The following is a 22,322-nucleotide window of genomic DNA, read 5'->3' on the forward strand; positions in this document are numbered from 1 at the left end:
TCACCCTTTTAATCGCTAACATGAATTAGATATTTTGCGTAATAAATTGCAGCATCTGATCGGAAGTAGATACCACTTTTGAGTTCATTTCATAGGCGCGCTGTGTGGTAATCATATTCACCATTTCTTCTACAATATCCACATTAGAATTTTCTAGCATGCCTTGCTTAATTGAGCCCAATCCGTTTTCACCGGGTGTGCCTTGAATGGGGTTACCGCTTGAAGCGGTTTCGAGAAATAAATTGCCACCAATGGCTTGTAAACCAGCTGGGTTTACAAAATCGACTATTTGTAAATTACCTAACACAACGGGCGCAGGCTCACCTCTTACAGAGGCACTTACTACACCATCTGTACCTATGGTGACTGTTTCGGCATTATCTGGAATGGTAATAGCAGGTTGAATAAGCAAGCCGCTAGCATTCACCACCTGCCCTTGACCATCTAAATGAAATTGACCATCACGTGTATAAGAAACTGTACCGTCGGGCTGCAATACAGGAATAAAGCCTCGACCATCTATAGCCACATCAAGTGACTGCCCTGTAACTTGTAAACTACCGGGAGTAAATTGTTTTTGTGTTCCTACTACTCGAACACCTGTGCCCAACTGCAAACCAGACGGCAATTGTGTTTCTTCAGTTGTTTGCGCGCCTGGCTGACGTTGTATTTGATAGAGAAGATCTTCAAACACGGCCCTATCGCGCTTAAAACCAACGGTGGATGCGTTCGCAAGGTTATTGGCAATGGTTGTTAGCCGAGTATCTTGTGCGGCTAAACCTGTTTTACTTACGTATAATGCTGCGTGCATATCTCACCTCATGTTCAATTCTTGCGTTGCGTGTGTAGCGAATAGTGTGGTTAAGTTACCTACCCATTCATTTGCAATAGTTTTGATGAACTTTCTGAATTCTGTTTGATTGTTTGCATTACTTTTACTTGCATTTCATATTGCCTAGAAAGCTCTAACATACTGACCAGTTCATTAACGGCATTCACGTTACTCGCTTCTAAAAAGCCAGAAACAATACGAACTGTACCGTCGGCTTGCACTTCACCGTCGTTTTCAAGTGCGCGTAACAACCCATCTTCAGATTTGGTTAACGTATTCACATCAGGGTTAACAAGTTTGACCCTGTCGGCTTGTACTGTGGCTTCTTTACCTTCACCAAGGGGAATTAGCGTAATGGTGCCATCGGCTGCCATTTCTATTTTTTCTGCTGGCGGTAAGGCTATTGGCCCACCATTGCCTAACACCGGCAAGCCATTGCCGGTACGCAAAATACCTACACTATCAATGTGTAAAGACCCAGCGCGGGTGAATGCCTCGGTGCCATCTGGTGCTTGCACGGCTATGAACCCTTCTCGCTCTACGGCAATATCCAGCTCACGCCCTGTTTCTACCAGCGCGCCTTGCGAAAAATTTGTACCTGGGTTTTCTGTTAATGCGTAAGCGCGTGTGGGTTCACCTTCACCGTAATAAATAGGCATGCTACGCGCTTGCGCGAAATCTGCTTTAAACCCAGTAGTGTTTACGTTAGCCAAATTGTTGGCATGAGCAGTTTGAGCAAGCATGTTGTGCTTTGCTCCGGTCATGGCGATGTATAAGGCCTTATCCATATTTGCTCCGTTGGAAAAACGTCAAATTTACGAACTACTAGCGATCTAGTAGTAATAGAGCAAGATGGATGCCAATATTTTGAATTGAAAAAGGAAGGGAGTAATTGCTAATGAGTAGCCGCTAATCACTAGTGAAGTTACTAGTGATTAGCGATTAAAAACTATAGATTGAATTATCTTAAGTTAATAATTGTTTGGGTTACGGCATCGGCCGTTTCGATGGTTTTTGCGCTGGCTTGGAAATTGCGCTGCGCAATAATAAGGTTAACCAGCTGTTCAGAGAGGTCTACATTAGATTCTTCTAACGCTCCTGCTTGTACCGCACCTAATGCCGCACTACCTGGAGTACCCACATTCGGTGAACCTGACTCAAATGTTTCTGCCCACATGGTATTACCGGTTGGCTGCAAACCCTGCTGATTAGAAAAGTCTGCTAGCACAACTTGCCCCAACCTTAACGATTGGCCGTTGGTAAAACGGGCAAAGATCGTCCCGTTATCGGCAATATTTAGCCCCGATAAGCGGCCAGTAGAAAACCCGTTTTGGCTAATATCGTTTACAGAAAACTCTGAGCCAAACTGCGTGGTACCCTCAAGCGAGATCACGAAGTTTGAGCTTGTAGGTGGCTCAACAACAGTTTGAGTACCGCCAGCCAAAATATTCTGAGGCCCCAAGGCACCATTAGGGTTGCCATCTGCATCCACTGGCGTCCAGTTTGAGATAAGCATATCGGAAGTTAATAAAGTATTGAGCGAACCATCCTCGTTAAAATACACATCGTAACTTGCCAGTGTAGGCTGCGTATTAGCAGGCGGTGGCAAAGTTGTATCGGGGTCGCCCACATCGGCATCATCAATACGTGCGTACATTACCCAATGGTTGGGCACAGAGGTTGGGTCTGTTGCATCGTAATCTTGTTTAACAAAATACTGGGTCATAACGTGCGAGTTACCCAAACTATCGTAAATAGTCATCGAGGTAGCGCTGTTATAGGTAGACTGATCTGTGGGATCAAACGCATTGATAACTATGGGGGTAAACTCATTCGCGGTAAAAGGTTGGAATATACCTGTAAGCTGGGGCACTGCGTTCTCTAGTGAGTATCCCTCTTCCAAAACCATATCTATTGCACCACCAACAACAATAGCATCGGTATCACCATTGCCACCGGCTGTAATAGTTTGCGCGGCCGATAAAGTGGAGCCCTGCACGGTAATTGCATCCCCCGCACCGCCACTAACGGCAAATTTCAAATCTTTACCAACCGCCGACGTGACAGTAATGGCCGTACCAGCAGCATTTACTGTTGCTGTAATACCCGCGAGAGAACTGGTAGAAAGCGCGTTAATTTCCGCTTCTAAATCTGCTAAATCATCAACAACTAAGGCTATGTCGTTAACGGAAACAACAATATTACCACTGGCATTTGTAAACCCCGAAAGAGTAGCCTCAGACCGTGCAGTAGCTGAAATGCCAGGCAGCTCATTTAATCGCGATGCAGTAGAAGCTGCTTCGGCGCCTGCGGGAATAGAAAATGGCACGATATTGCCATCAGGACCTACAATATCGACTGTTTGCAAGGGGTAACCATTAGAAACGGAGGGAATACCCGTCGTACCCACGTTCGTATCATCTAAACCCAATGCCGCTACGTTACCTGGGTCGCTCGCTGGATCGATTGAAATGGAAATATCGGTAAGCTCACCCTCGTATATAGATTCAAACAAAATAGCCGGGTTACCCAATCCATCGGTGCCAACTGAAGCTACTACATCGATGGGGTCCGCTCCGCCGTTTGGCGAATATAGTTGCGAATTAATTGACGAAACTATTTGCTGTAGTTCGGTTAGGTCGTCTATCGATGTAGAGAAATCTATAGAATCTAAGTTAATAGTAACCGTGCCATTATTACCAACTGTTGGCCCAGCAAGAGTAATATCGAAAATAATTGGGTTAGTATCTAAGTTTTGGATAGGGAACGTAATTGCATCCATCAATAGAGTTGATTTTTCAGCGGTTTGACGCCCTATCTGCGTAACACCAACTGCAGTACCCGCCGTAGAAAACTCCGCGCCAATAGTCTGCAATACCGGCTCGGTAGAATCTAAATTTAACAACGACTCGACACCTGTCGTTTGTCTTGGCGCAAGGTTGCTGGTTTGTATTCTAATATCACCTTGAATACCGCCTATATTACCCGCTCCATCGGCCGAAAAGCCTTGCAAAACTGCACCCGTGTTATTTACCACATAGCCTTCGTCATCTAACCCAAAACTACCTGCTCGAGTGTAGAGTGTTTCCCCTTGCTGGCTCACAACAAAAAAACCATTACCGTTAATAGCAAGATCCAGCTCGTTTTCGGTAAAACCTACGTTGCCCTGACTAAAACGCTGCGCAACTTCCTGGACTTGCACACCGCTACCTATCGCATTCACACCGGCACCCAGCACCGAGGTAGCATATACATCGCCAAATTCCGCGCGCGATGCTTTAAAACCAGTGGTAGACGCGTTAGCGATATTATTACCTGTTACAGACAGGTCACTGGAGGCGGCGCGAATACCGCTTAAGGCTGTATCGAAAGGCATAACTTTCTCCTACTTACTTCTCGTAAAATTATGAGCGACTTATTCGTTAAATTGTTTAATATCATCTAGGCCAACAGCGCCAATACCGGCTAGGTTCAGAGTTAGGCCGCCATTGGTGCCCACAGTAACGCTGTTTACATTGGCACTAAGTGCAGTGCCAAGTTTTACTTCTTCACCATCTACCCGCGTGCTTACATCAAACCGATAAGTGCCCGGTGGTATGCCGTTTTCTTGTGATGTTTGCCAATCTAGCAGCTCGCCATTCACTTCCATTTGATTGCCATCCCAGCGCATGACTAACTCACCGGCAGGTCGAACGCCCAGTGAAATTTGGTCCACAAGCGAGCCGCCCTCGGTAGAAATATTTACTAATATATCGCCACTGCTACTGGGCACATCCACACTAGCACTTACTACACCGCCTGCTTTTAATTCAGTTCTATCGGAGGGCACTGTTACCGAGCGGCCAACCAAAGTGGAAGCTTGCAACGCTTGGTTGGCGACAAATGAATTGGCAAAACTATCAAAGTTATTATTGAGCTTATCTAAGCTTTCTACCGAACTAAACTGCGCTAATTGCGCGATAAATTCAGAGTTTTCTTGCGGGCTAAGCGGGTCTTGATTTTCTAATTGGGTGATCATTAATTCCAAAAATGCACTCTGGCCCAATTCATTGGATTGCGGCTCTGTTGGATTCTTTTTGGCAATCGACATATCGCTCAAAAAGCTATTGCCTGTAGCTGCGATTTCCGTCATTGCTTTACCCTCTTAGCGTGAATATTGTGTTTTGGTGTTACTAGCTAATGCGATTTAATTATTGGCCAAGCTGTAAAACGCGTTGCACCATTTGCTTGGCAGAATTCATAACCTCTACATTCATTTGGAACGAGCGCGAAGCAGAAATCATATTGGCCATTTCTTCTACGATATTAACGTTTGGATAGTGCACATAACCTTCTTCATCCGCCTGCGGGTGGCCTGGCTCATAACGCCTTTGCAAAGGTGCATCACTTTCAACAATACCCATTACCTGCACGCCCATTTCTTGCTCATCATCCAAGGCGCCTACTTGGCCTTGCATATACCCTGCTTGCACAGTGGCAAAAACTGGGTGGCGGCCTCGGTATACGGTATCTGCGCTAGAGCTTGCGGTTTCTGCGTTTGCAATGTTGCTTGCTGTGGTATTAAGGCGAACGCTCTGTGCATTCATACCGGAGCCCGCTGTGTCAAATATGCCTGATAAACTCATTTTCAAATCCACCTAGTTAATTGGGGGTTATTCGCCGCGTATCGCTTTAGTTAAGCCTTTGAATTTACTGTTAAGTACAGTAAACGCCGCTTGAAACTCCAATGTGTTTTTCATGTATTCCGCATGCTCTTTTTGTTCTTCAACGGTATTGCCGTCTACAGAGGGCTGCGAGGGAGAACGGTACAAAGGTTCACCGCTAAAGCGGTTATTTTCTGCCGCTCCAAAGTGCGCCGCGTGGGTAGTTTTAGCCGCTTTGCCGCCTATTCCCTGTCCCATTGAATCTTTCAATGCTTGCTGAAAATCGATATCGCGCGCTTTATATCCGGGGGTATTCACGTTTGCGAGGTTATTCGCCAACACGCCAGCACGCTCAGAACGTAGAGAAAGCGCGGATTCGTAAATTCCCAGTGCTTTATCAAATGAAATGGCCATGTGTGATTACCTACCCTATTTTGATGTAACGCAATTAACTATTACTTTGTGTACACGTGGAATAGAGCAACGCTTATGCCAACTTAATCACATATCAACTAACTTATTGAATTAACTAGCTATTTTTATATTTTCGCTTGTAGAAAGGCAAAATATTGGAGGTAAAACTCGAGGTAACGGCAATGAGTTTCCGCTTGGCAGACAAGCTTTACCTGAAAGGTTTTAGGGGTACAAAAAAGAAAGCCGCAACCAACATCTGCTGGTAGCGGCCAAAGAAAAGAATTTATTAAAAATATGCCGGCTAGGTAACTGCTATTTAGCTCTATACACCACTCCAGGGCTACAGTGAACCATGTCAAATAGCTTTGCAGATTCGCCTAGGCTTTCTGAAGAGCCTAAGAATAAATAGCCGCCAGGGACCATTGTGGCGTGTATACGCTTAATGATGTCTTGCTTTAATTCACTAGAAAAATAAATTAGTACATTCCGACAAAAAACAATATCGAACTTTCCAAGCATAACGTAGGAGTCTTTTAGGTTTTGGGGTCTAAAAGTAATTCTGCTTTTTATGCTTGGCTTTACACGCCATTTTTCCTTTTCAATTTCTTCAAAGTTTTCCCTTAATCTCTCGGACGATAGCCCCCGTGAAACGGATAGTCTATCGTACTCTGCACTTTTCGCCTGCGCCATAATCTCGGTAGAAAGGTCGGTGGCAACAATTTCGGCATTAATACGTTTGCCAAAGTTGCGCTTACTAAACTCTTCTAGAACTATGCTAATAGAATATGGCTCCTGCCCTGAAGAACAAGCAGATGACCAAATGCGCATGCGCCCATTGGGCTTATTTTTAAACCATTCGGGCAGCAAGGTACTTTGCAGGTAATCGTAAGGGTAAATATCACGAAACCAAAAAGTCTCGTTTGTGGTCATTGCATCGATAACCTTTTGGCGTAATTCACGCTGACTAGGCTGTTTAATGGTTAGCACTAGCTCAATGAGTGAGTCTAGCTTGTAATCAATTAAAATACGTCGAATACGCGTAGCCACCAAGTACTGCTTATTACTACCTAAGTCAATTCCTGCAGCTTCCTGCAAAAAAATTCTAAATGCCTCAAATGCTTCGGCATCCAGCGCTGCGCCACTTTCCATTCCTGATACTGAGGTCACCATATTCTCATCTTATTTGTCGTACAACCGCACTGAATAAGCGCCCTAACCCCTTGAATAGACACTAGTCTTCCATCTCAAAGCCGTCACCAGTTAGAACTTTAATTCTTGCGTTAACACGCTTAGCCAGTTCGTCCGGATGAAATTTCGCTAAGAAATCGTTGGCACCCACTTTTTTAACCATAGCTTCATTAAACACACCACTTAAAGACGTGTGTAAAATAATGTGCATGTTTGCGAGTTTTGGATTAGCCCGCACCTCTGCAGTAAAGGTATAACCGTCCATCTCTGGCATTTCAATATCGGAAATTACCATCATTAGTTCATGATAGGGGTCTTTACCTTCAGCGACTAAGTCCGTTAAATACCCAAGCGCTTCAGCTCCATCTTTACACACGGTAGTTTTTATACCCAGTGATGCCAGAACTCTTTGAATTTGCTTGCGAGCGATCGCAGAATCATCAGCAACTAACACGTGCTTAAGTACCGTTGTTTCGGCCTGCGCATCTTGAATAACCTCTGCGCTTACCTCATCCAACATTGGGGAAACTTCAGCAAGTATCTTTTCTACATCTATTATTTCTACCAAGCGATTATCTACTTGGGTAACCGCAGTAAGGTAATTCTCTCTGCCCGCCCCTTTGGGTGGCGGATGAATATCACCCCAATTCATATTTACGATGCGCTCAACACCCTTAACCAAAAAGCCCTGTGTAGAGCGATTATATTCTGTGATTATCACAAAACAGGTTTCTAGGTTTGTTAGCGGCGCGCTGCCGGTTGCTCTGCGTAAATCCATAATAGGAATGGTGCCGCCACGTATATGAGCAACACCCCGCACAACGGGGTTGCGCTTAGGTATTTCGTTTAACGGCGGACACTGCAGCACTTCCTTCACCTTGAACACATTGATGCCATAGGTTTGGTTGTCGCCTAGATTAAAAAGCAGAAGCTCTAATCTGTTTTGCCCCACCAGTTGGGTTCGCTGATTAACACTATCCAGAACACCAGCCATGTTCACCCTCATTTCGTTAAAGCCGACGCTTAAAACATCTCCCGTGGACACAAAGGCACGGGGTTTGCAGATACATCGTTATAGCGGCAGTTTTTTGTCAAAGTTTAGTGTCAACGCTATTTCGCGTGTCACACATACAGCATAGGACAAGAATGATGAGGAATCGTAGTTTTTTACTTGTATTTATTTCACTTACTCTTTTAGTGGCAAACAAAGCAGCGAGCGCCGAAATTGAGTACATGACTACGCAAGAGCTACGTCAACAAATTGACCTTTTTGCGCGAAATCACTTCTCTGGGGTGTATACCGACAAAATTTTGGACAAGGATTTAAAAATCGACGTTGGCAACCTAGATAGCCGGTTACGCCTCGCCCGCTGCGGCCACCCCTTAGAGATGAATGTAAACACGCCATCACATATGACCGCCAACGCGACAATTAAAACCACCTGTGCCGGCCCACACCGCTGGTCCATTTATGTACCAGTTGATATAGAAGTTTATAGCGAGATAGTGGTTGCTTCGCGCACCCTAAGACGCGGCGCTACAATTAGCGAAGCCGACTTAAACGTACAGGTTATTAATATCGCCAGATACGGCTCTGGCCATGTGCAAGATGCGCAGCGCATTATTGGTCAAGAGCTTACCCGCTCCGTTAACGCTGGCGAGGCAATTAAACTCTCTCATGTTCGACCCGCGCAGGTTGTGAGTAAAGGCGATACAGTGGTAATTGAAGTACGAGGTAATATGATAGCCGTAGCGGTAAATGGCGAGGCCCTCGAAAACGGCCACGTTGGCAAACAAATTCGCGTGCGCAACAATCAATCCAAGCGCGTTGTAGATGGCGTGGTAAGCGGCCCAGGGCGAGTAAGCATTAGCATTTAGTGCCCATTCCCCTTTAAATAGCACGAAAGAGTAATAAAGCAAAAAAATATTAAAAAAGCCCTAAAGCGTATCTAATACCGGCCGATACACACTATAGACGATAAGATTGTGCCAAACTGTTAGTAAGCTCAAACGTAGATTATAAGAGTATTGGCACCATCCCAGAGAATTGTAGTACTGCGTCGCAGCAGTTGGCCTAGGTAAGATACAAGCCAATTTGGGGGACAACACGGGACTAAGACAATGGTTATAGATTCAGGTAACAGCTTAAACTCTACAGGTGGTGCGGGTAAGACCCATCAATCACCCGCGGGCGGTGTAAAATCACGCACGCAGACTACTGAGAGCGCAAGCAGTAACGAGAACACACAGAGCAAAGATTCGGTATCGCTAAGTGATGCGGGCAAATCACTTGCTCAGCTCGAAGCTGGTTTAGCCTCGGCCCCAGATGTAGACATGGGCAAAGTAGAAAGAGTGCGTGCAGAGCTAAATAATGGCTCCTACAGCCCCGACGACAAGGCTATTGCTCGCGCCTTGCTCTCGCAAGACGAATTGCTCTAATTTTTGGGTTTAATTTATTAAACCCGCTTCCCCGTGTTTAGCGCTATACCAAGTAACAGCCGTAGATTAGCACCAACACTCATACCTCTCGGCATAGTAAATGCTTATATTTAACTAAACGCCAAATTTTCGCCAATTTTCGAGATTAAATGGAGAGGAATATGTCTGTTACACCTCAAGCTATTCAGGGCCAAATTGTCGCTGATATTAAAGCCTGCGAATCGTTGCTCACTCTCTTTGAATCTGAACGCGAAGCCTTAAAAATACGTGATAGCGACGCACTTGAAGCTATCTTGCAAAACAAAAACGCCTGCATACAGATATTGGAAAACAGCGCCAAACAGCGCGCTATCTGGTCTCAACAAGCCGCTCAAAACGACCCCGAAAACGGTTGGGATACCCTTATTGAATCGTTAAGCCACACCCAAGTAAAAGAACAATGGGGCACGCTAAAAGAGCTGTTTAAACGCTGCAAAGAAGAAAACGAGATTAATGGCCGATTAGTAGCGAGAAACCAGCAGGTATTTGGGCGATTAATAGAAATTTTGCGCGGGCAAACCAACGCACCCAACCTGTATAACGCTAAAGGAAGCGCCTCATCCAATGCGGGATCAAATCGATTCGGCGAGGCTTAAGTCTTCTGGTCGATCAATATCGTGCAGCGGCTCTAGTAGGCTGTATTTAAAACCCAATAGCTCAATGTTGTGTATCAACTGATCTAGCACCCTTTCTGTGCCCCATTCAATACCCTCGAATAGCGCTTCGTGCCATTGCTTTATAGCTAGCAGCACGAAGCCACCATCAAACGCTGGGCCAATAACCGTGTTTAGCCCTGGCTGCTGTTTAAGCAAGGCTAGCGCTGACTCGATATAGTTAGACGTTAAAGTAATACAGTCACTGCCTATAACTACGGCAACTCGACCTTGCGCTTCCCCTTCCTTCAACGCGGCGGTTAAACGTACATCTAAATCACCACTTGGCTGATAGTGCAGTGAGGAGCGGCAGGTATGTTTATTTTCATCCATTAAGCTGTGAAAAAAGGGATGGTCACTCGACACCCAAAGTTGATGAATATAATTATCAGCGACAGCAACAGTAGTAAAAACTTTCGCAACTAATCGTTTGTGTAAATCCACACATTGTTGCGGGCTTAATACTGCACGCATGCGCGTTTTTACTTTGCCTACTTCGGGCGCCTTTGCAAACTGAGCGACGATGGGCTTGTTAGGCGTATTATTTTGAATATCTAATTTGTATTCGGTTGTCATAAGCGGCCCCCGTAATACCATCGATGCAATCGATTTGTAGATACCCCGCACACGTAGGCCAATTGTATACACCACATTAATATAATGGTTTTTATGTACCCATTTTTACGCCACTTTCTACTAGACGTAACGACTTCTACCGGCAAAATAGCTTTATCGTAGTATCGATTAAGTTTGCAGCTTAAGGCCACATCCTCCATTAATAAAATAGGCTCATAACCGCCCATCGCGTTAAAAATATTACGCCTTACAAAAAGGGTTTGATCACCCGTTGCCACACCACTAATGGCCGTTCTAAAAGCAATGCCTCGCTCTACCCAACGAGCAATATGCGTATTATCATCCAGTTTTACCCGCGCGTGCCCCCATGCAACATGACTTGGCTGAGCGGCCAATGCCGTAAAAAAGGTGGCAGGCATAGACGTATCTGCGTGTAAGAATATCAACCACTCGCCTTGCGCCAACTTCGCGCCAGCGTTCATTTGGTAAGCTCGCCCTTTTTGTGCGGTAATTACAGTAAAATTATTTTGTTTAAGCCATACAACGCTACCATCTTCGCTTCCACCATCTACAAATAAAAACTCTACAGCTGCGCACACTGTAAGCTGTGATAGCGCTTCACATAAATTCGGCAGCTTTGCCCTTTCATTTAAAATTGGAATGATAACGGAGTACAACGGCATACAATTAAGCCAGTGCCCCACCACAACTGCTGCCTTGGCCTGCGGTGCAACCATAGCAGTGGTCGCCAATAACAATGGGGTTACCGGTTATATCTTGCTGGAGTAAATCGGAGATATGAGTGCGTTTTGCGTCGGATGCAATCATGCCTTTGGCGCCTGCGCTGTGCGTTTGAAGCGGCATATCTAGCATTTGATTAAAATCACAATCGTAGACATAGCCCTGCCAATCGATACTTATTAAATTTTTACACATCACACCGGCTAAATTCGCGGCAGAAAAGTTATCTTTTAATAGTTGTAAGTAATCTTCGTATAAACCTTTAGAAAGCAACATGCTACCAAACCGGCTAATGGGCATATTGGTAATGGTAAGTAATTCATTAAAGCTTATGCCGAAATCTTGCGCGAGCTTTTGCTTGTAGTCTTGCTGCAACGCCTGCTGGCTGGGCGGCAAAAATGGGCCATTGGGATTATAAACAAGGTTCAAGCTCAGGTTTTCGCTTGTGCCATAACCAAGTTTATTCAACTTTTGCAGCGCGGTAATGGAAGAACCAAATACACCTTTGCCGCGCTGCTCGTTTACATTTTTTTCGGAGTAGCACGGTAACGAAGCCGATACCACAACTTGGTGCAGAGCTAGAAATTCTGCAAGGTCTTCGTAGCCGGGTTCATTCAAAATAGTTAAATTGCACCTATCTATCACCGTTACGTTTCTAGCGCTTGCTTCGCGAACCAAATATTTAAAGTGTGGGTTCATCTCCGGCGCGCCGCCGGTTAAATCCAGAGTGGTTACACCAGTGAGGTCGATATACGCCAAAATCGCACTTATTGTTTCTAAACTCGCTAACTCTGTACGCTTGGGGCCAGCATTTACATGGCAATGGGTACAACTCAAGTTGCATAAATAGCCAAGATTCACCTGTAAAACAGATAGCGCGCCCCTGTTAATGGCAGGAAAATCCGAATTAAGCAATAGTGGTTTTGTATCGAGCATGTGCTTCCTTTGTTACTTATAGCCAGTAATTAGCCAATGTTATTTGTTGCCAGTGCGTACCGCGACCAACCTTTACTGTACACAAGCCTATCATAGCGTTAACACTCACATTTATACCCAAAACACAGCTTAGATTGCTCACAATATTAATTTGCTGTGCCGCTGTTTAAATTCGTTTAGACCGTATAGGAAACTCAGATTAACCCCAATTGCTTTTTGCGAGAGCCAAAACGTTCAGCCGCAAGGCGTTCTTCGCAGCTAATGGCCTTAGCCCTTAGTAAGATTGGCAACCTGACGCCACAATAGAGACTTGGCTATTTGATTACGGCGTTGGGTGAGGTATCATTCGGCCCCTTGAAAAGCGCTAAACGCCCTAGCTGATCAATTTTTGCCCCGGTAGCTCAGTAGGATAGAGCAATCGCCTCCTAAGCGATAGGTCACAGGTTCGACTCCTGTTCGGGGCGCCAATTCAACACTATTGCATGCTGTGTAAGTGTTCTCATGCAAGCACACAACTACGCACCTTCTCGCATGAACCTTTTACTATTAGACAATGCCGAAAATGATTCTCGAGCTGTGGTTACTGGCGAGAGGCACCAACATATTCGCAAGGTATTAAAGCTTCAACAGGGCGACACCCTTCGGGTGGGCATTATTAATGGCCCAGTTGGAATAGCAACCGTTGCCGAGCAGAGCGATACGTCTACCACTTTACAGTTAAGTATTAATTCACCTGCCTCACCACCTTTGCCATTAACACTTATTCTAGCCCTGCCCCGTCCGCAAATGATTAAACGCATATTGCAAACCATTGCGACTATGGGGGTACACGAATTACACCTAATTCAAACAGGAAAAGTAGAAAAAAGCTTTTGGCAATCGCCCGCTGTTACCGATCAAGCCATTCGCGAGCAGTTGACTCTTGGGCTTGAACAAGGTGTAGCTACGCATCTACCCACAGTGCATAAACATATGCGTTTTCGGCCATTCGCTGAAGATGTACTGCCTTCCATAACGCCTACCAATAAAAAATTGATAGCGCATCTAGGCGACTACCCCAGCTGCCCTAGTTTGCAACCTAAAGAAGCCTGCACCATGGTTATTGGGCCAGAAGGTGGCTTTACTGAGCGTGAAGTAGAGAATTTTGTGAACAACGGCTACCAACCGGTACAGCTTGGGGCGCGAGTATTGAAAGTAGAAACAGCAGTGCCAGTAATTATTAGCAAGCTCTACTACTAAGCGAGCTAAACTTACCACTTATCGGCACCATTTAATTCCACCGCTTAACTTCGTCCTAGCTGTTATCTGTTATCTGTTAGCTATCCCCCCCATGTACTACAGCAATAAAATTTGCGAACGCTTTTTCCTGTACTAGCTCGGGGTAATGAGTTTCTAGGTAATTCACAATATTATGCGTTTTTTTATCGTTCGCTAGCTCAAAGTAATACACCTGTGCCAGCAGCAATAAAATATGTGGCTTCACCAGTTCAGTCGCAAAGTGTTTTGCAGCTATGGTTAGCACTTGGGCTTTCTTGGCTGGCAAAATTGGTACGCCACTACGGCACAAGTTTAAGCAATCTTGCGCATTTTTAAACGGGAAAAATCCGTCCCGCTCAAAAAATGGCTGTGCATACTGCCAGGCATCCCCAAACAAGCTGCGTTTAATTTGATTATGGGTAAGCCGTTGGGCTACCGCCTCTAGAAACACCCAATCGTTCCAATCCTGTATGCGCGCCCAAACATTCAACCACAAATCGACTACCTCCACGCCCATCGCTTCATACTTGGCCACATATGCTTCAAGCTGCACTATTCCGTTTGCAATTCTATTTTTAGTAGAAAGCTGAAATAAATGTGGGCCAAGTATATTTAATTCTTTTTCGGCATCAAAAACCGCCTGCTGATAAGGTGTTTGATTATCGATATCGGCAACAAAACCTAGCCCACTCACGTGTTCGCGCGCAATGCTGCCCAACCAAAAAACATAAGCATTTACAAGCCACAACAAACAGAAACTATAAAGCAATGTGATAGCGCTGCGGTATTCGAACGCAAAATGGCAAAACAATATAAGTAGCGCGCCTACAAATACTAACCTCAGGTATTTAACACCTACTTCAAAGGCGGTACGCAGCACATTCATTGGGTTTAACCCTGCCCACGCAGAACCCTGCATTGCCACACTTATTAAAATTGCCGGGGTAAAAAAAGCCAAATAAAAGTAAAGTAATACGAGTAGAAGCTCTGCCCTGGGCGAACCTAACTTTGCGTAAGCGCCCCATACTAACGCAAACACACAAGCTACCCCCAATAACTTTTTTGGGCCACTGAATACGCCAAAATGCGTTAACTGCATAACAGGGAATTCACTATAACCGTGGGCGCCATGCTCAATAACAATAAAACAAAATTCACAATAAGTGTAAAAAAGTAAAAACCACAAAGGAACTGTTATCAGCCACATCATTGGCTCGGACGAATCCGTGGCACCGCCCTGTAAAACAAAAACGAGATAAGTAAGGAAGAATAAAAAGCACCCTGCACCCCAAATACACAACGTGCAAATAAACAGGGTTGAATCGGTAAAGAGCGCTTTAAACATAGAGGATATTCTTACAACACCTTTGCGCAAGGTGCAGGCTAATTATTTTTCGTCGCGCTTATTGGCTCCGCAGCCCCATGTAATATCTTTGGTGGTTAAAAGCTCCGCAAAGGCATCCGCATTCACAGGCGGGCTACACAAATAGCCTTGATAATACTTACAGTTGTATTCGCGTACCAAGTGCAACTGATCGCAGGTTTCTACCCCTTCAGCAACTACATCCAAGCCCAACATATTACCCATGGCGCTAATAGTTTCTACAAGCACCCTGTCGTTACGGTCGAACGTAATATCGCGCACAAAGCTTTGATCTACTTTCAAAATAGCAACTGGCAACTGTTTTAAATAACTAATTGATGAGTAACCCGTACCAAAATCATCGAGCGCGAAATTAATACCTAGCTCGCATAAACTAGACATAGTAGCAACCGTTTCTTCTAGGTTGTGAATAACAATGCCTTCTGTAATTTCCATCTCAATCAACGAGGGGTTAATACCTACTTCCTGCAGGATTTTGGTTACATCATTTACAAACTCAGAAGACCGGAACTGACGCGGGCTAATATTCACCCCTAAGCGCATGTCGTCCTTCCAAATACCTTGCTCTTGCCAAATTTTTACTTGGCGAATTGAATCTTCTAATACCCAACGGCCAACTTCTACAATAAGGCCAGACGTTTCTAAAATGGGTATAAACTCTGCCGGCGATATCATGCCTCTGTCGGGGTGCTCCCAGCGTAACAATGCTTCTGCGCCCACTATCTGAGAGGTGGTAACATCTACGCGCGGCTGATAGTACAAACTAAAACGGTGTTGCTCTAACGCTTTGTGTAGGTCACCCTCCATTACCAGCACATTGCGCGCTTTATCTGCCATGTATTTGTTAAAGAACTGAATGGCATCACGCCCCTGCTCTTTTACCTGATACATAGCGGTATCGGCGTAACGCAACAATTCATGCACGCCTGCGTCTTCTTCTGGGTACATAACAATACCCACACTACAGGTTACGTGAAGTTGTAAATCGTTATAAAAATGTGGCTCAGAAATATATCTGCGCAGGCGTTCGCCTATATCTTCTGCCCGTAATATCGAGGTAGGTAGCTCATCCCCTAGATTGGTGAGCACAACAACGAATTCATCGCCCCCTAGGCGCACAACTAAATCATTTTCTTTGGTTACTGCGGTTAACCGTTGAGCAACGTGTTTTAGCACTCCATCACCCGCCGGATGACCGAGGGAGTCGTTGATGTATTTAAATTGGTCTAAATCGATAAAGAGCAACGCACCGTAGTACTGGCCGTGATTAGCCTTACGCACCTCTTCCTCTAAGCGCTCTACAAGGTAACTGCGATTGGGTAAATCGGTGAGCGCATCGTGATACGCCATGTGCTCCATTTGCGCTTGGGTTCGCTTAAGTTCAGTAATATCAGACGATACAACCAACGAAACCACTTCGTCATAGAATTCCATGGGCATAACGTGGGTGTGCATATCGCGCTCTTCACCATCGTTAGTAATCCATTTCTCTTCCCAAATTTGCGCACTTATTCGCGATTTAATGACCTCTGCATCTAAATCGATAATTTGCTGCGGATCGGTAACAAAGAATTCGGCAAAATCACTAATGTGGGAGCCGCGCATTGCGTCGGGCTTAGTGTGTAAGAAATCAGCCAGTGCCTGGTTAGCAAATATGTAATGGCCATCTTTATTGCGCGCACCTACCCACACGGGCAAGCTATCGATAATTTGGCGTACGTGCTCTTCACTTTTACGCAGTACTACCTCAACAGCTCGGCGTTTGGCCAGCGCTAAATCGACCGCATCGAGCAACTGGTTTGTACTGGCTACAAGCTGAGTTAATTCATCGTCATGTATACCTGCAGGGCGCGAAAGTCGCTGCTCGCCAGGGCTACCTGGGTTTATTTGTTTAACCTGCAGAGCAATTTGAATAAGCGGTTTGGTTAGCAGGTAATAAAACGCAATAAACAAGAAAAATACGAGCAAAGAACTGCGAATTAAGCCGAACGCAATAACCACTGCACTAGATTGATAAAACTGGCCGTAGGCCGCATCCATATTTACATCGAAGGTAATATAGCCATTTTCGCCGCCAGTAGGCATGTATAACGGCGCAGAATGGCGCAATACTTCATTGGATATTTGTCGCGTTAACCATTTGGTATTAGACGCTGGGGTTTCTCTGCTTAATTGCGCCAGCTCTGTGCCTAACTCATTTTTTATAGTTACCGACGTAATAAAATCGTAGCGCATTAAGCCTGTGGCAACTTCGGCGGCTAATTTTGCATCTAGGGTGTGAACGGCTCGAACAGCTGGGGGGGTGGAAACGGCGGTAATTTTGGATATTTGGCGGTTAATTTCTGTAGTTTGTACTTGGTAATCTATATATATCTGAATCGCGCTCATCACACTGCCCACGAGCAGCGCGATTAGAATCCCCACCTTTGCCAGGCGGAACGATATACCTTGAAAGAAACCTTGCACTTAGCGCCTATCCCCAATTTCTAATTATTCGTTCATTATAGTTTACATTCTGGCCGCTAACCCCTGCGGCCTTGATTTTGGAGAAACTACGGCGCAATAATGCCATAACCTGTGCAGGATAACGACCAGAATCAAAATCGACTACAAGTTATAGCCGCGCTCAGGGTTGTTCTAGCCGTTAAATATTAACCGAGATTAACTGCCTCTATTAGCTTAACTGGGTCTTGCTCCCCTTTTAGACTATTACCAGCAAAGCTATCGTCTAATGGTGGAAACACGTTTATAGCGCTCTGCTCGCCATAATCCTTTGGCTCTGCGCTTCTGTCTATTGTTAGGCCCACAAAGTCGTAAAGCTCTGTATCGGCCAATTGAGAAGCCGAAACCCGCTGCAATGACGAAAATATGGTTTCAATTCTACCCGGAAACTGTTTTTCCCAGCCTTGCAGCATTTGCTTAATAGCTTGGCGCTGTAGGTTTTCCTGCGAACCACATAGGTTACAAGGAATAATAGGGAATGCCTTTTGTTTGGCAAACTCTTCTAAATCGGCTTCTACACAGTATGCCAACGGCCGAATAATAATATTGCGCTTATCGTCCGCCAGTAGTTTGGGCGGCATGGCTTTTAATCTGCCGCCATAAAACATGTTTAAAAACAGTGTTTCTACAATATCGTCGCGGTGGTGGCCCAATGCAATTTTGGTGGCGCCAATACGCTCTGCAAAGCCATAGAGCGTGCCGCGGCGCAATCGAGAACACAGGCCGCAGGTAGTTTTACCCTCAGGGATAACCGATTTGACAACGCTATAGGTGTCTCGCTCAACAATGTGGTATTCGATACCTAACGAGTCTAGGTATTCGGGCAATATATGCTCAGGAAAGCCCGGCTGCTTTTGATCCATATTTACTGCCACTATATCGAACTTTATGGGCGCGGCTTTCTGCAATCCCATTAATATATCGAGCATAGCGTATGAATCTTTCCCGCCAGACAAGCAAACCATAACCTTATCGCCATCTTCAATCATGTTGTAATCGGCAATAGCCTTACCCACATTGCGGCGAAGACGCTTTTGTAGTTTGTTGAACTCTAATTTGCTGCGGCGCACATCTTGGGTCATGTTTACTCTTCTTAGGGTATTGATAAGGCTGAAAAGGCGGCCATTGTACGGTTTTTGATCTCGGCTGTGAACGGTAATTTATCACCGCTCTTTACCTGCCAATGCAGGCAAAACTTTGCCATTATTGTAGCCACTGGCGGCAACCTAAGCATTAGCACGAACCACACCAGCCCACCATCACTAGCGCACATTCGTATATCACCCAATCGCCCATGGCCGGCACGCCCTTTGCATTTGCAGTAAAGAGGTTAATAGGTACCAAGGTCGATAGCCGTAAAACCTAACGCCATTACTACTTAGCAGAGGGAACCAAACAATGAAGCGTGTCGCAAACCTATTTTCTCGTTTTGCCAAACGTGCCAACACCACAGGTGCGGCACAGAGGGAATTCGACAAACTGTGCGCTCAACGCAGCATTAAAGGCGAACCGTGGCCACATAGTATGCTTTACGCCCTTTTAGACCACTGCTCGCGCCGCACAAGCGTGCGCCTGTTAGTGCTAGATCGCACCACACTTAATTACAACCACGCGCAAACGATGCTAATAGGGTTTGACCCAGATACCAGAGAGCTTCTTATTGATGCCCCTACAAATATCAACTTGCATGCATTAGTCGACGCTCGCGACGCCAATAGCGAAGTTATTCTTCAATTACAGGTTGAACAGGGCTACTTAAATATTACTTGCAGCATTACTGACTTAAGCCTGCAAAAAGGTAGGCAGGCTTACGTTACCCTCACGGCTACTCAACACGCGGTAACGTCAAATCGTCGTTTTTACCCAAGAGTTTCGTTCAGCCACCCTTCGCAACCTATTGTAAAAGTCTCTCCCGACGGCAAACCAGCTCTGCAATTCAAGCTTATGGATATAAGCCGCCAAGGAGCAAAGTTAATGTTTCAAGGTAGAGATATTCGCAAAGACATTACTGGCGCAAGTGATAAGAAAACGTCTACCATTTTGCACACAGAATTTATATTTAACGACCACTTCACCCTACCGCTGCGCTGCGAACTTGTTCAAGCAAAGTATCTTCGAACCCCAGGCTGTCACAATCAAGTACGGGTAAAATTTTATCGCCCAGAGCCCACTGCTCAAGCTCAGCTCGACGAACTTATTGGCCTGCTAAGCATGGATGAGCAATTTGCCGCTTAAACTAAAATATAAGCGCTGAAGCCGCCAATCTAAGACAAAGTGCCACCAACATCGCAGTCGCAAGCATTTGTGAGTAAAATGCTGCATCCACGCAGCAATAAAAGGTAAGCACATTGAGTATTGAACGCTCCCCTCTCAGCGAAGCGGAAATAATGCGCATCGACGCCGAGCATATTTGGCACCCCTATTCGTCTTTCAAAAGTGCCGTACCGGTATTTCCGGTTAAATCTGCACAGGGCGTGTACCTCCACCTACATAGTGGTGAAACGCTCATCGACGGCATGTCGTCTTGGTGGAGCACACTACACGGTTACAACGCTACAGCTATTAGCGATGCAATTGCTAAACAAGCCCAACAACTAAGCCACGTTATGTTTGGCGGCCTTACCCATGAACCTGCGGCCTATCTCACCAAACAACTAGTTAAGCTATCCCCTGATGGCCTAGAGAAAGTATTTTTATCCGATTCCGGCTCGGTAGCGGTAGAAATAGCAATGAAAATGGCTATTCAATATTGGCACGCCAAAGGCCAGCCCAATAAAAATAAAATGCTCGCGCTGCGCAATGGCTATCACGGCGACACCATTGGTGCTATGTCGGTGTGCGACCCTGTAACAGGTATGCACCACTTATTTAAAAATACGCTTACCCAGCAAGTATTTACCGAACAACCAGCATGTAAGTTTCACGAACAATGGGACGAAAGTTACCTAACCGATATAAAGCAACAAATTGCAAACCATAAACACGAACTTGCCGCTGTTATTCTTGAGCCTGTTGTACAGGGCACAGGCGGTATGCATTTTTATTCGCCGGAATATGTGAAAGCGGTAAAAGCGCTTTGTGAAGCTAATAACTTACTACTAATTGCAGATGAAATAGCTACCGGCTTTGGCAGAACAGGCAAGATGTTTGCCTGCGAACACGCTGGTATAACGCCCGATATTATGTGTTTAGGTAAAACCCTAACCGGCGGCACCATGACGCTAGCGGCAACCCTATGCACCAACAAAGTAGCCGACACCATTTGCAACGCAGAGCCCGGTGTATTTATGCATGGCCCGACTTTTATGGGCAACCCCCTTGCCTGTACAGCTGCCAGTGTAAATATAGACCTGTTATTAAATTCCAATTGGCAAAGTAATATCAGCAGGCTGCAAACTGGTTTACTTGAAGGGCTGCTCCCTTGCAAACACAATGCGAAGGTAAAGGACGTGCGCACACTGGGTGCAATAGGCGTTGTAGAAATGCAAGAACCGGTTGATATGGCAAAAATTCAACCAATGTTTGTTGAGCACGGCGTATGGCTGCGACCGTTTGGCAAATTAATATACATGATGCCCGCTTACATAATGCAAGACGAGCAATTAAAAACGCTAACCCAAGCCGTGTGCAACGTAATAGAAAAATACACAGCTCAGTAAACACAAAAAAGGGCCAAAAGGCCCTTTTTTTCAGTCCACTTCGCTACGTTAAAAACCGCCAATACCCACGGCTTTACGTACTTTAGCCAATAAAGGCGCGCTGTAATCGCGGGCTTTTTCAGCGCCCAACTTCATCACTTTTTCGATAGCAGGCACATCTTCTAGCAACGCATTATATTTTTCCCTTGCCTCACTCACTTCGCCATTTACAAGCTCAAACAACTGCTTTTTCGCTTCGCCCCAAGCAATGCCATTTTCAAACTCTTTGCGCATAGCCTCAGTTTGCTCTGGTGTTGCGAACGCTTTCCAAATTTGGAATACCGTAGAATCATCTGGGTCTTTAGGTTCACCCGGCTCAAGCAAATTAGTTTTAATTTTATTAATGTGTTTTTTAAGTTGCTTCTCTGGCAAAAACAACGGGATGGTGTTGTTGTAGCTTTTGCTCATTTTGCGGCCATCTAAGCCTTGCAAAACAGCTACTGAATCTTCCACTACCGCTTCTGGTAGCGTAAATAAAGAATCAAAGTGATGATTAAATCTACCAGCTATGTCACGCGCCATTTCAACATGCTGAATTTGATCTTTACCTACGGGCACATGACTGGCGTTAAACATTAAAATATCGGCAGCCATCAATACCGGGTAGCTGTATAAACCCATGGTTACGGCAAAATCTGGGTCTTCGCCGTTTTCTAGGTTTTGAGCCACGGCAGCTTTATAGGCATGTGCGCGGTTCATTAACCCCTTAGCGGCCATGCAATTAAGCACCCAGCAGAGCTCGGTAATTTCTGGCACATCAGACTGACGATAAAATGTGGAAGTGTTGGTATCTAACCCCAACGCCAACCAAGTAGCAGCTATCTCCTTCGAGGACTGCCGCACCTTTTCAGGCTCTTGGCATTTAATTAATGCATGCATGTCCGCCAAAAAGAAGAATGTTTCAGCATCGCCCTTACGACTTGCCTCAATGGCTGGGCGAATTGCCCCCACATAATTACCTAAATGAGGTGTGCCTGTAGTAGTAATACCCGTCAAAATGCGCTTGTTAGTCATGAATAA

Annotated in this window: 21 protein-coding genes and 1 tRNA gene; 7 read left to right on the plus strand and 15 right to left on the minus strand. The window is 45.3% G+C overall.

Features of this window, described 5'->3' with window-relative positions:
- Window positions 1-25 precede the first annotated feature (25 nt).
- The 8 genes from flgG to SDE_RS11595 all read right to left on the minus strand — a co-directional run bounded on the left by flgG (window position 26) and on the right by SDE_RS11595 (window position 8,071).
- Complete coding sequence (flgG, locus tag SDE_RS11560) at window positions 26-811, minus strand: flagellar basal-body rod protein FlgG (protein ID WP_011468686.1); 786 nt, start codon at window positions 809-811, stop codon at window positions 26-28.
- Between the two features lie 59 nt (window positions 812-870).
- Window positions 871-1,620 carry a flagellar basal-body rod protein FlgF gene (flgF, locus tag SDE_RS11565; RefSeq protein WP_011468687.1) on the minus strand — a complete coding sequence of 250 codons (750 nt, stop codon included), beginning with the start codon at window positions 1,618-1,620 and terminating at the stop codon, window positions 871-873.
- 173 nt (window positions 1,621-1,793) lie between these two features.
- Window positions 1,794-4,208, minus strand: coding sequence for a flagellar hook-basal body complex protein (locus SDE_RS11570; protein ID WP_011468688.1), 2,415 nt, complete (start codon window positions 4,206-4,208; stop codon window positions 1,794-1,796).
- A gap of 39 nt (window positions 4,209-4,247) precedes the next feature.
- Window positions 4,248-4,964 (minus strand): flagellar hook assembly protein FlgD, encoded by a 717-nt coding sequence (locus SDE_RS11575; RefSeq protein ID WP_011468689.1) that lies wholly within the window; start codon window positions 4,962-4,964, stop codon window positions 4,248-4,250.
- A gap of 58 nt (window positions 4,965-5,022) precedes the next feature.
- The gene (gene flgC / locus SDE_RS11580; RefSeq protein ID WP_011468690.1) at window positions 5,023-5,457 is read right to left on the minus strand and encodes a flagellar basal body rod protein FlgC; all 435 of its coding nucleotides are present in this window, start codon (window positions 5,455-5,457) and stop codon (window positions 5,023-5,025) included.
- Between the two features lie 27 nt (window positions 5,458-5,484).
- The gene (gene flgB, locus SDE_RS11585; RefSeq protein ID WP_011468691.1) at window positions 5,485-5,889 is read right to left on the minus strand and encodes a flagellar basal body rod protein FlgB; all 405 of its coding nucleotides are present in this window, start codon (window positions 5,887-5,889) and stop codon (window positions 5,485-5,487) included.
- Between the two features lie 312 nt (window positions 5,890-6,201).
- On the minus strand, window positions 6,202-7,059 hold the full coding sequence (locus SDE_RS11590) for a CheR family methyltransferase (protein WP_011468692.1): 858 nt from the start codon (window positions 7,057-7,059) through the stop codon (window positions 6,202-6,204).
- Window positions 7,060-7,120: 61 nt separating this feature from the next.
- Entirely contained in the window at window positions 7,121-8,071 is a 951-nt protein-coding gene (locus SDE_RS11595; protein ID WP_011468693.1) for a chemotaxis protein CheV, read from the minus strand.
- Window positions 8,072-8,223: 152 nt separating this feature from the next.
- Between SDE_RS11595 and flgA the strand changes: the two genes are divergently transcribed.
- The 3 genes from flgA (at window position 8,224) to SDE_RS11610 (ending at window position 10,151) form a co-directional block, all read left to right on the plus strand.
- A complete protein-coding gene (gene flgA / locus SDE_RS11600; RefSeq protein ID WP_011468694.1) occupies window positions 8,224-8,955 on the plus strand; it encodes a flagellar basal body P-ring formation chaperone FlgA in 732 nt (243 codons plus the stop codon).
- A gap of 243 nt (window positions 8,956-9,198) precedes the next feature.
- Window positions 9,199-9,516 (plus strand): flagellar biosynthesis anti-sigma factor FlgM, encoded by a 318-nt coding sequence (flgM, locus tag SDE_RS11605; protein ID WP_011468695.1) that lies wholly within the window; start codon window positions 9,199-9,201, stop codon window positions 9,514-9,516.
- A gap of 161 nt (window positions 9,517-9,677) precedes the next feature.
- The gene (locus tag SDE_RS11610; protein WP_011468696.1) at window positions 9,678-10,151 is read left to right on the plus strand and encodes a flagella synthesis protein FlgN; all 474 of its coding nucleotides are present in this window, start codon (window positions 9,678-9,680) and stop codon (window positions 10,149-10,151) included.
- Here SDE_RS11610 and SDE_RS11615 read toward each other — a convergent pair.
- From SDE_RS11615 to arsS, 3 genes are read right to left on the minus strand one after another with little or no spacing between them, the layout of a single operon-like run.
- Window positions 10,128-10,784: a TIGR04282 family arsenosugar biosynthesis glycosyltransferase gene (locus SDE_RS11615; protein ID WP_011468697.1), complete on the minus strand. Its 657-nt coding sequence runs from the start codon at window positions 10,782-10,784 to the stop codon at window positions 10,128-10,130. The two genes, SDE_RS11610 and SDE_RS11615, sit on opposite strands and share 24 nt — an antisense overlap.
- Window positions 10,781-11,467 carry a TIGR04283 family arsenosugar biosynthesis glycosyltransferase gene (locus SDE_RS11620; protein ID WP_011468698.1) on the minus strand — a complete coding sequence of 229 codons (687 nt, stop codon included), beginning with the start codon at window positions 11,465-11,467 and terminating at the stop codon, window positions 10,781-10,783. The genes SDE_RS11615 and SDE_RS11620 overlap by 4 nt, the downstream gene beginning before the upstream one ends.
- Before the next feature lie 4 nt (window positions 11,468-11,471).
- The gene (gene arsS / locus SDE_RS11625; protein ID WP_011468699.1) at window positions 11,472-12,461 is read right to left on the minus strand and encodes an arsenosugar biosynthesis radical SAM (seleno)protein ArsS; all 990 of its coding nucleotides are present in this window, start codon (window positions 12,459-12,461) and stop codon (window positions 11,472-11,474) included.
- 390 nt (window positions 12,462-12,851) lie between these two features.
- Here arsS and SDE_RS11630 point away from each other — a divergent pair.
- Window positions 12,852-12,928: transfer RNA gene (locus SDE_RS11630), tRNA-Arg, on the plus strand.
- Between the two features lie 34 nt (window positions 12,929-12,962).
- Window positions 12,963-13,700, plus strand: coding sequence for a 16S rRNA (uracil(1498)-N(3))-methyltransferase (locus SDE_RS11635; protein ID WP_011468700.1), 738 nt, complete (start codon window positions 12,963-12,965; stop codon window positions 13,698-13,700).
- A gap of 76 nt (window positions 13,701-13,776) precedes the next feature.
- Here SDE_RS11635 and SDE_RS11640 read toward each other — a convergent pair whose 3' ends face one another.
- The 3 genes from SDE_RS11640 to ttcA all read right to left on the minus strand — a co-directional run bounded on the left by SDE_RS11640 (window position 13,777) and on the right by ttcA (window position 18,686).
- Window positions 13,777-15,063: a hypothetical protein gene (locus SDE_RS11640; RefSeq protein WP_011468701.1), complete on the minus strand. Its 1,287-nt coding sequence runs from the start codon at window positions 15,061-15,063 to the stop codon at window positions 13,777-13,779.
- A 42-nt stretch (window positions 15,064-15,105) separates the two neighbouring features.
- On the minus strand, window positions 15,106-17,568 hold the full coding sequence (locus SDE_RS11645) for a putative bifunctional diguanylate cyclase/phosphodiesterase (protein WP_011468702.1): 2,463 nt from the start codon (window positions 17,566-17,568) through the stop codon (window positions 15,106-15,108).
- Between the two features lie 185 nt (window positions 17,569-17,753).
- Window positions 17,754-18,686 (minus strand): tRNA 2-thiocytidine(32) synthetase TtcA, encoded by a 933-nt coding sequence (ttcA, locus tag SDE_RS11650; protein ID WP_011468703.1) that lies wholly within the window; start codon window positions 18,684-18,686, stop codon window positions 17,754-17,756.
- A gap of 316 nt (window positions 18,687-19,002) precedes the next feature.
- On the opposite strand from ttcA, the gene SDE_RS11655 reads away from it, so the two are divergent.
- Together SDE_RS11655 and bioA are read left to right on the plus strand one after the other, a co-directional pair.
- Entirely contained in the window at window positions 19,003-19,839 is an 837-nt protein-coding gene (locus SDE_RS11655) for a PilZ domain-containing protein (protein WP_011468704.1), read from the plus strand.
- 119 nt (window positions 19,840-19,958) lie between these two features.
- Window positions 19,959-21,263: an adenosylmethionine--8-amino-7-oxononanoate transaminase gene (gene bioA / locus SDE_RS11660; protein ID WP_083763122.1), complete on the plus strand. Its 1,305-nt coding sequence runs from the start codon at window positions 19,959-19,961 to the stop codon at window positions 21,261-21,263.
- Between the two features lie 48 nt (window positions 21,264-21,311).
- Here bioA and SDE_RS11665 read toward each other — a convergent pair whose 3' ends face one another.
- Window positions 21,312-22,316: a tryptophan--tRNA ligase gene (locus SDE_RS11665; RefSeq protein WP_011468706.1), complete on the minus strand. Its 1,005-nt coding sequence runs from the start codon at window positions 22,314-22,316 to the stop codon at window positions 21,312-21,314.
- Window positions 22,317-22,322 lie beyond the last annotated feature (6 nt).

The organism is Saccharophagus degradans 2-40, from assembly GCF_000013665.1.
Classification (GTDB): domain Bacteria; phylum Pseudomonadota; class Gammaproteobacteria; order Pseudomonadales; family Cellvibrionaceae; genus Saccharophagus; species Saccharophagus degradans.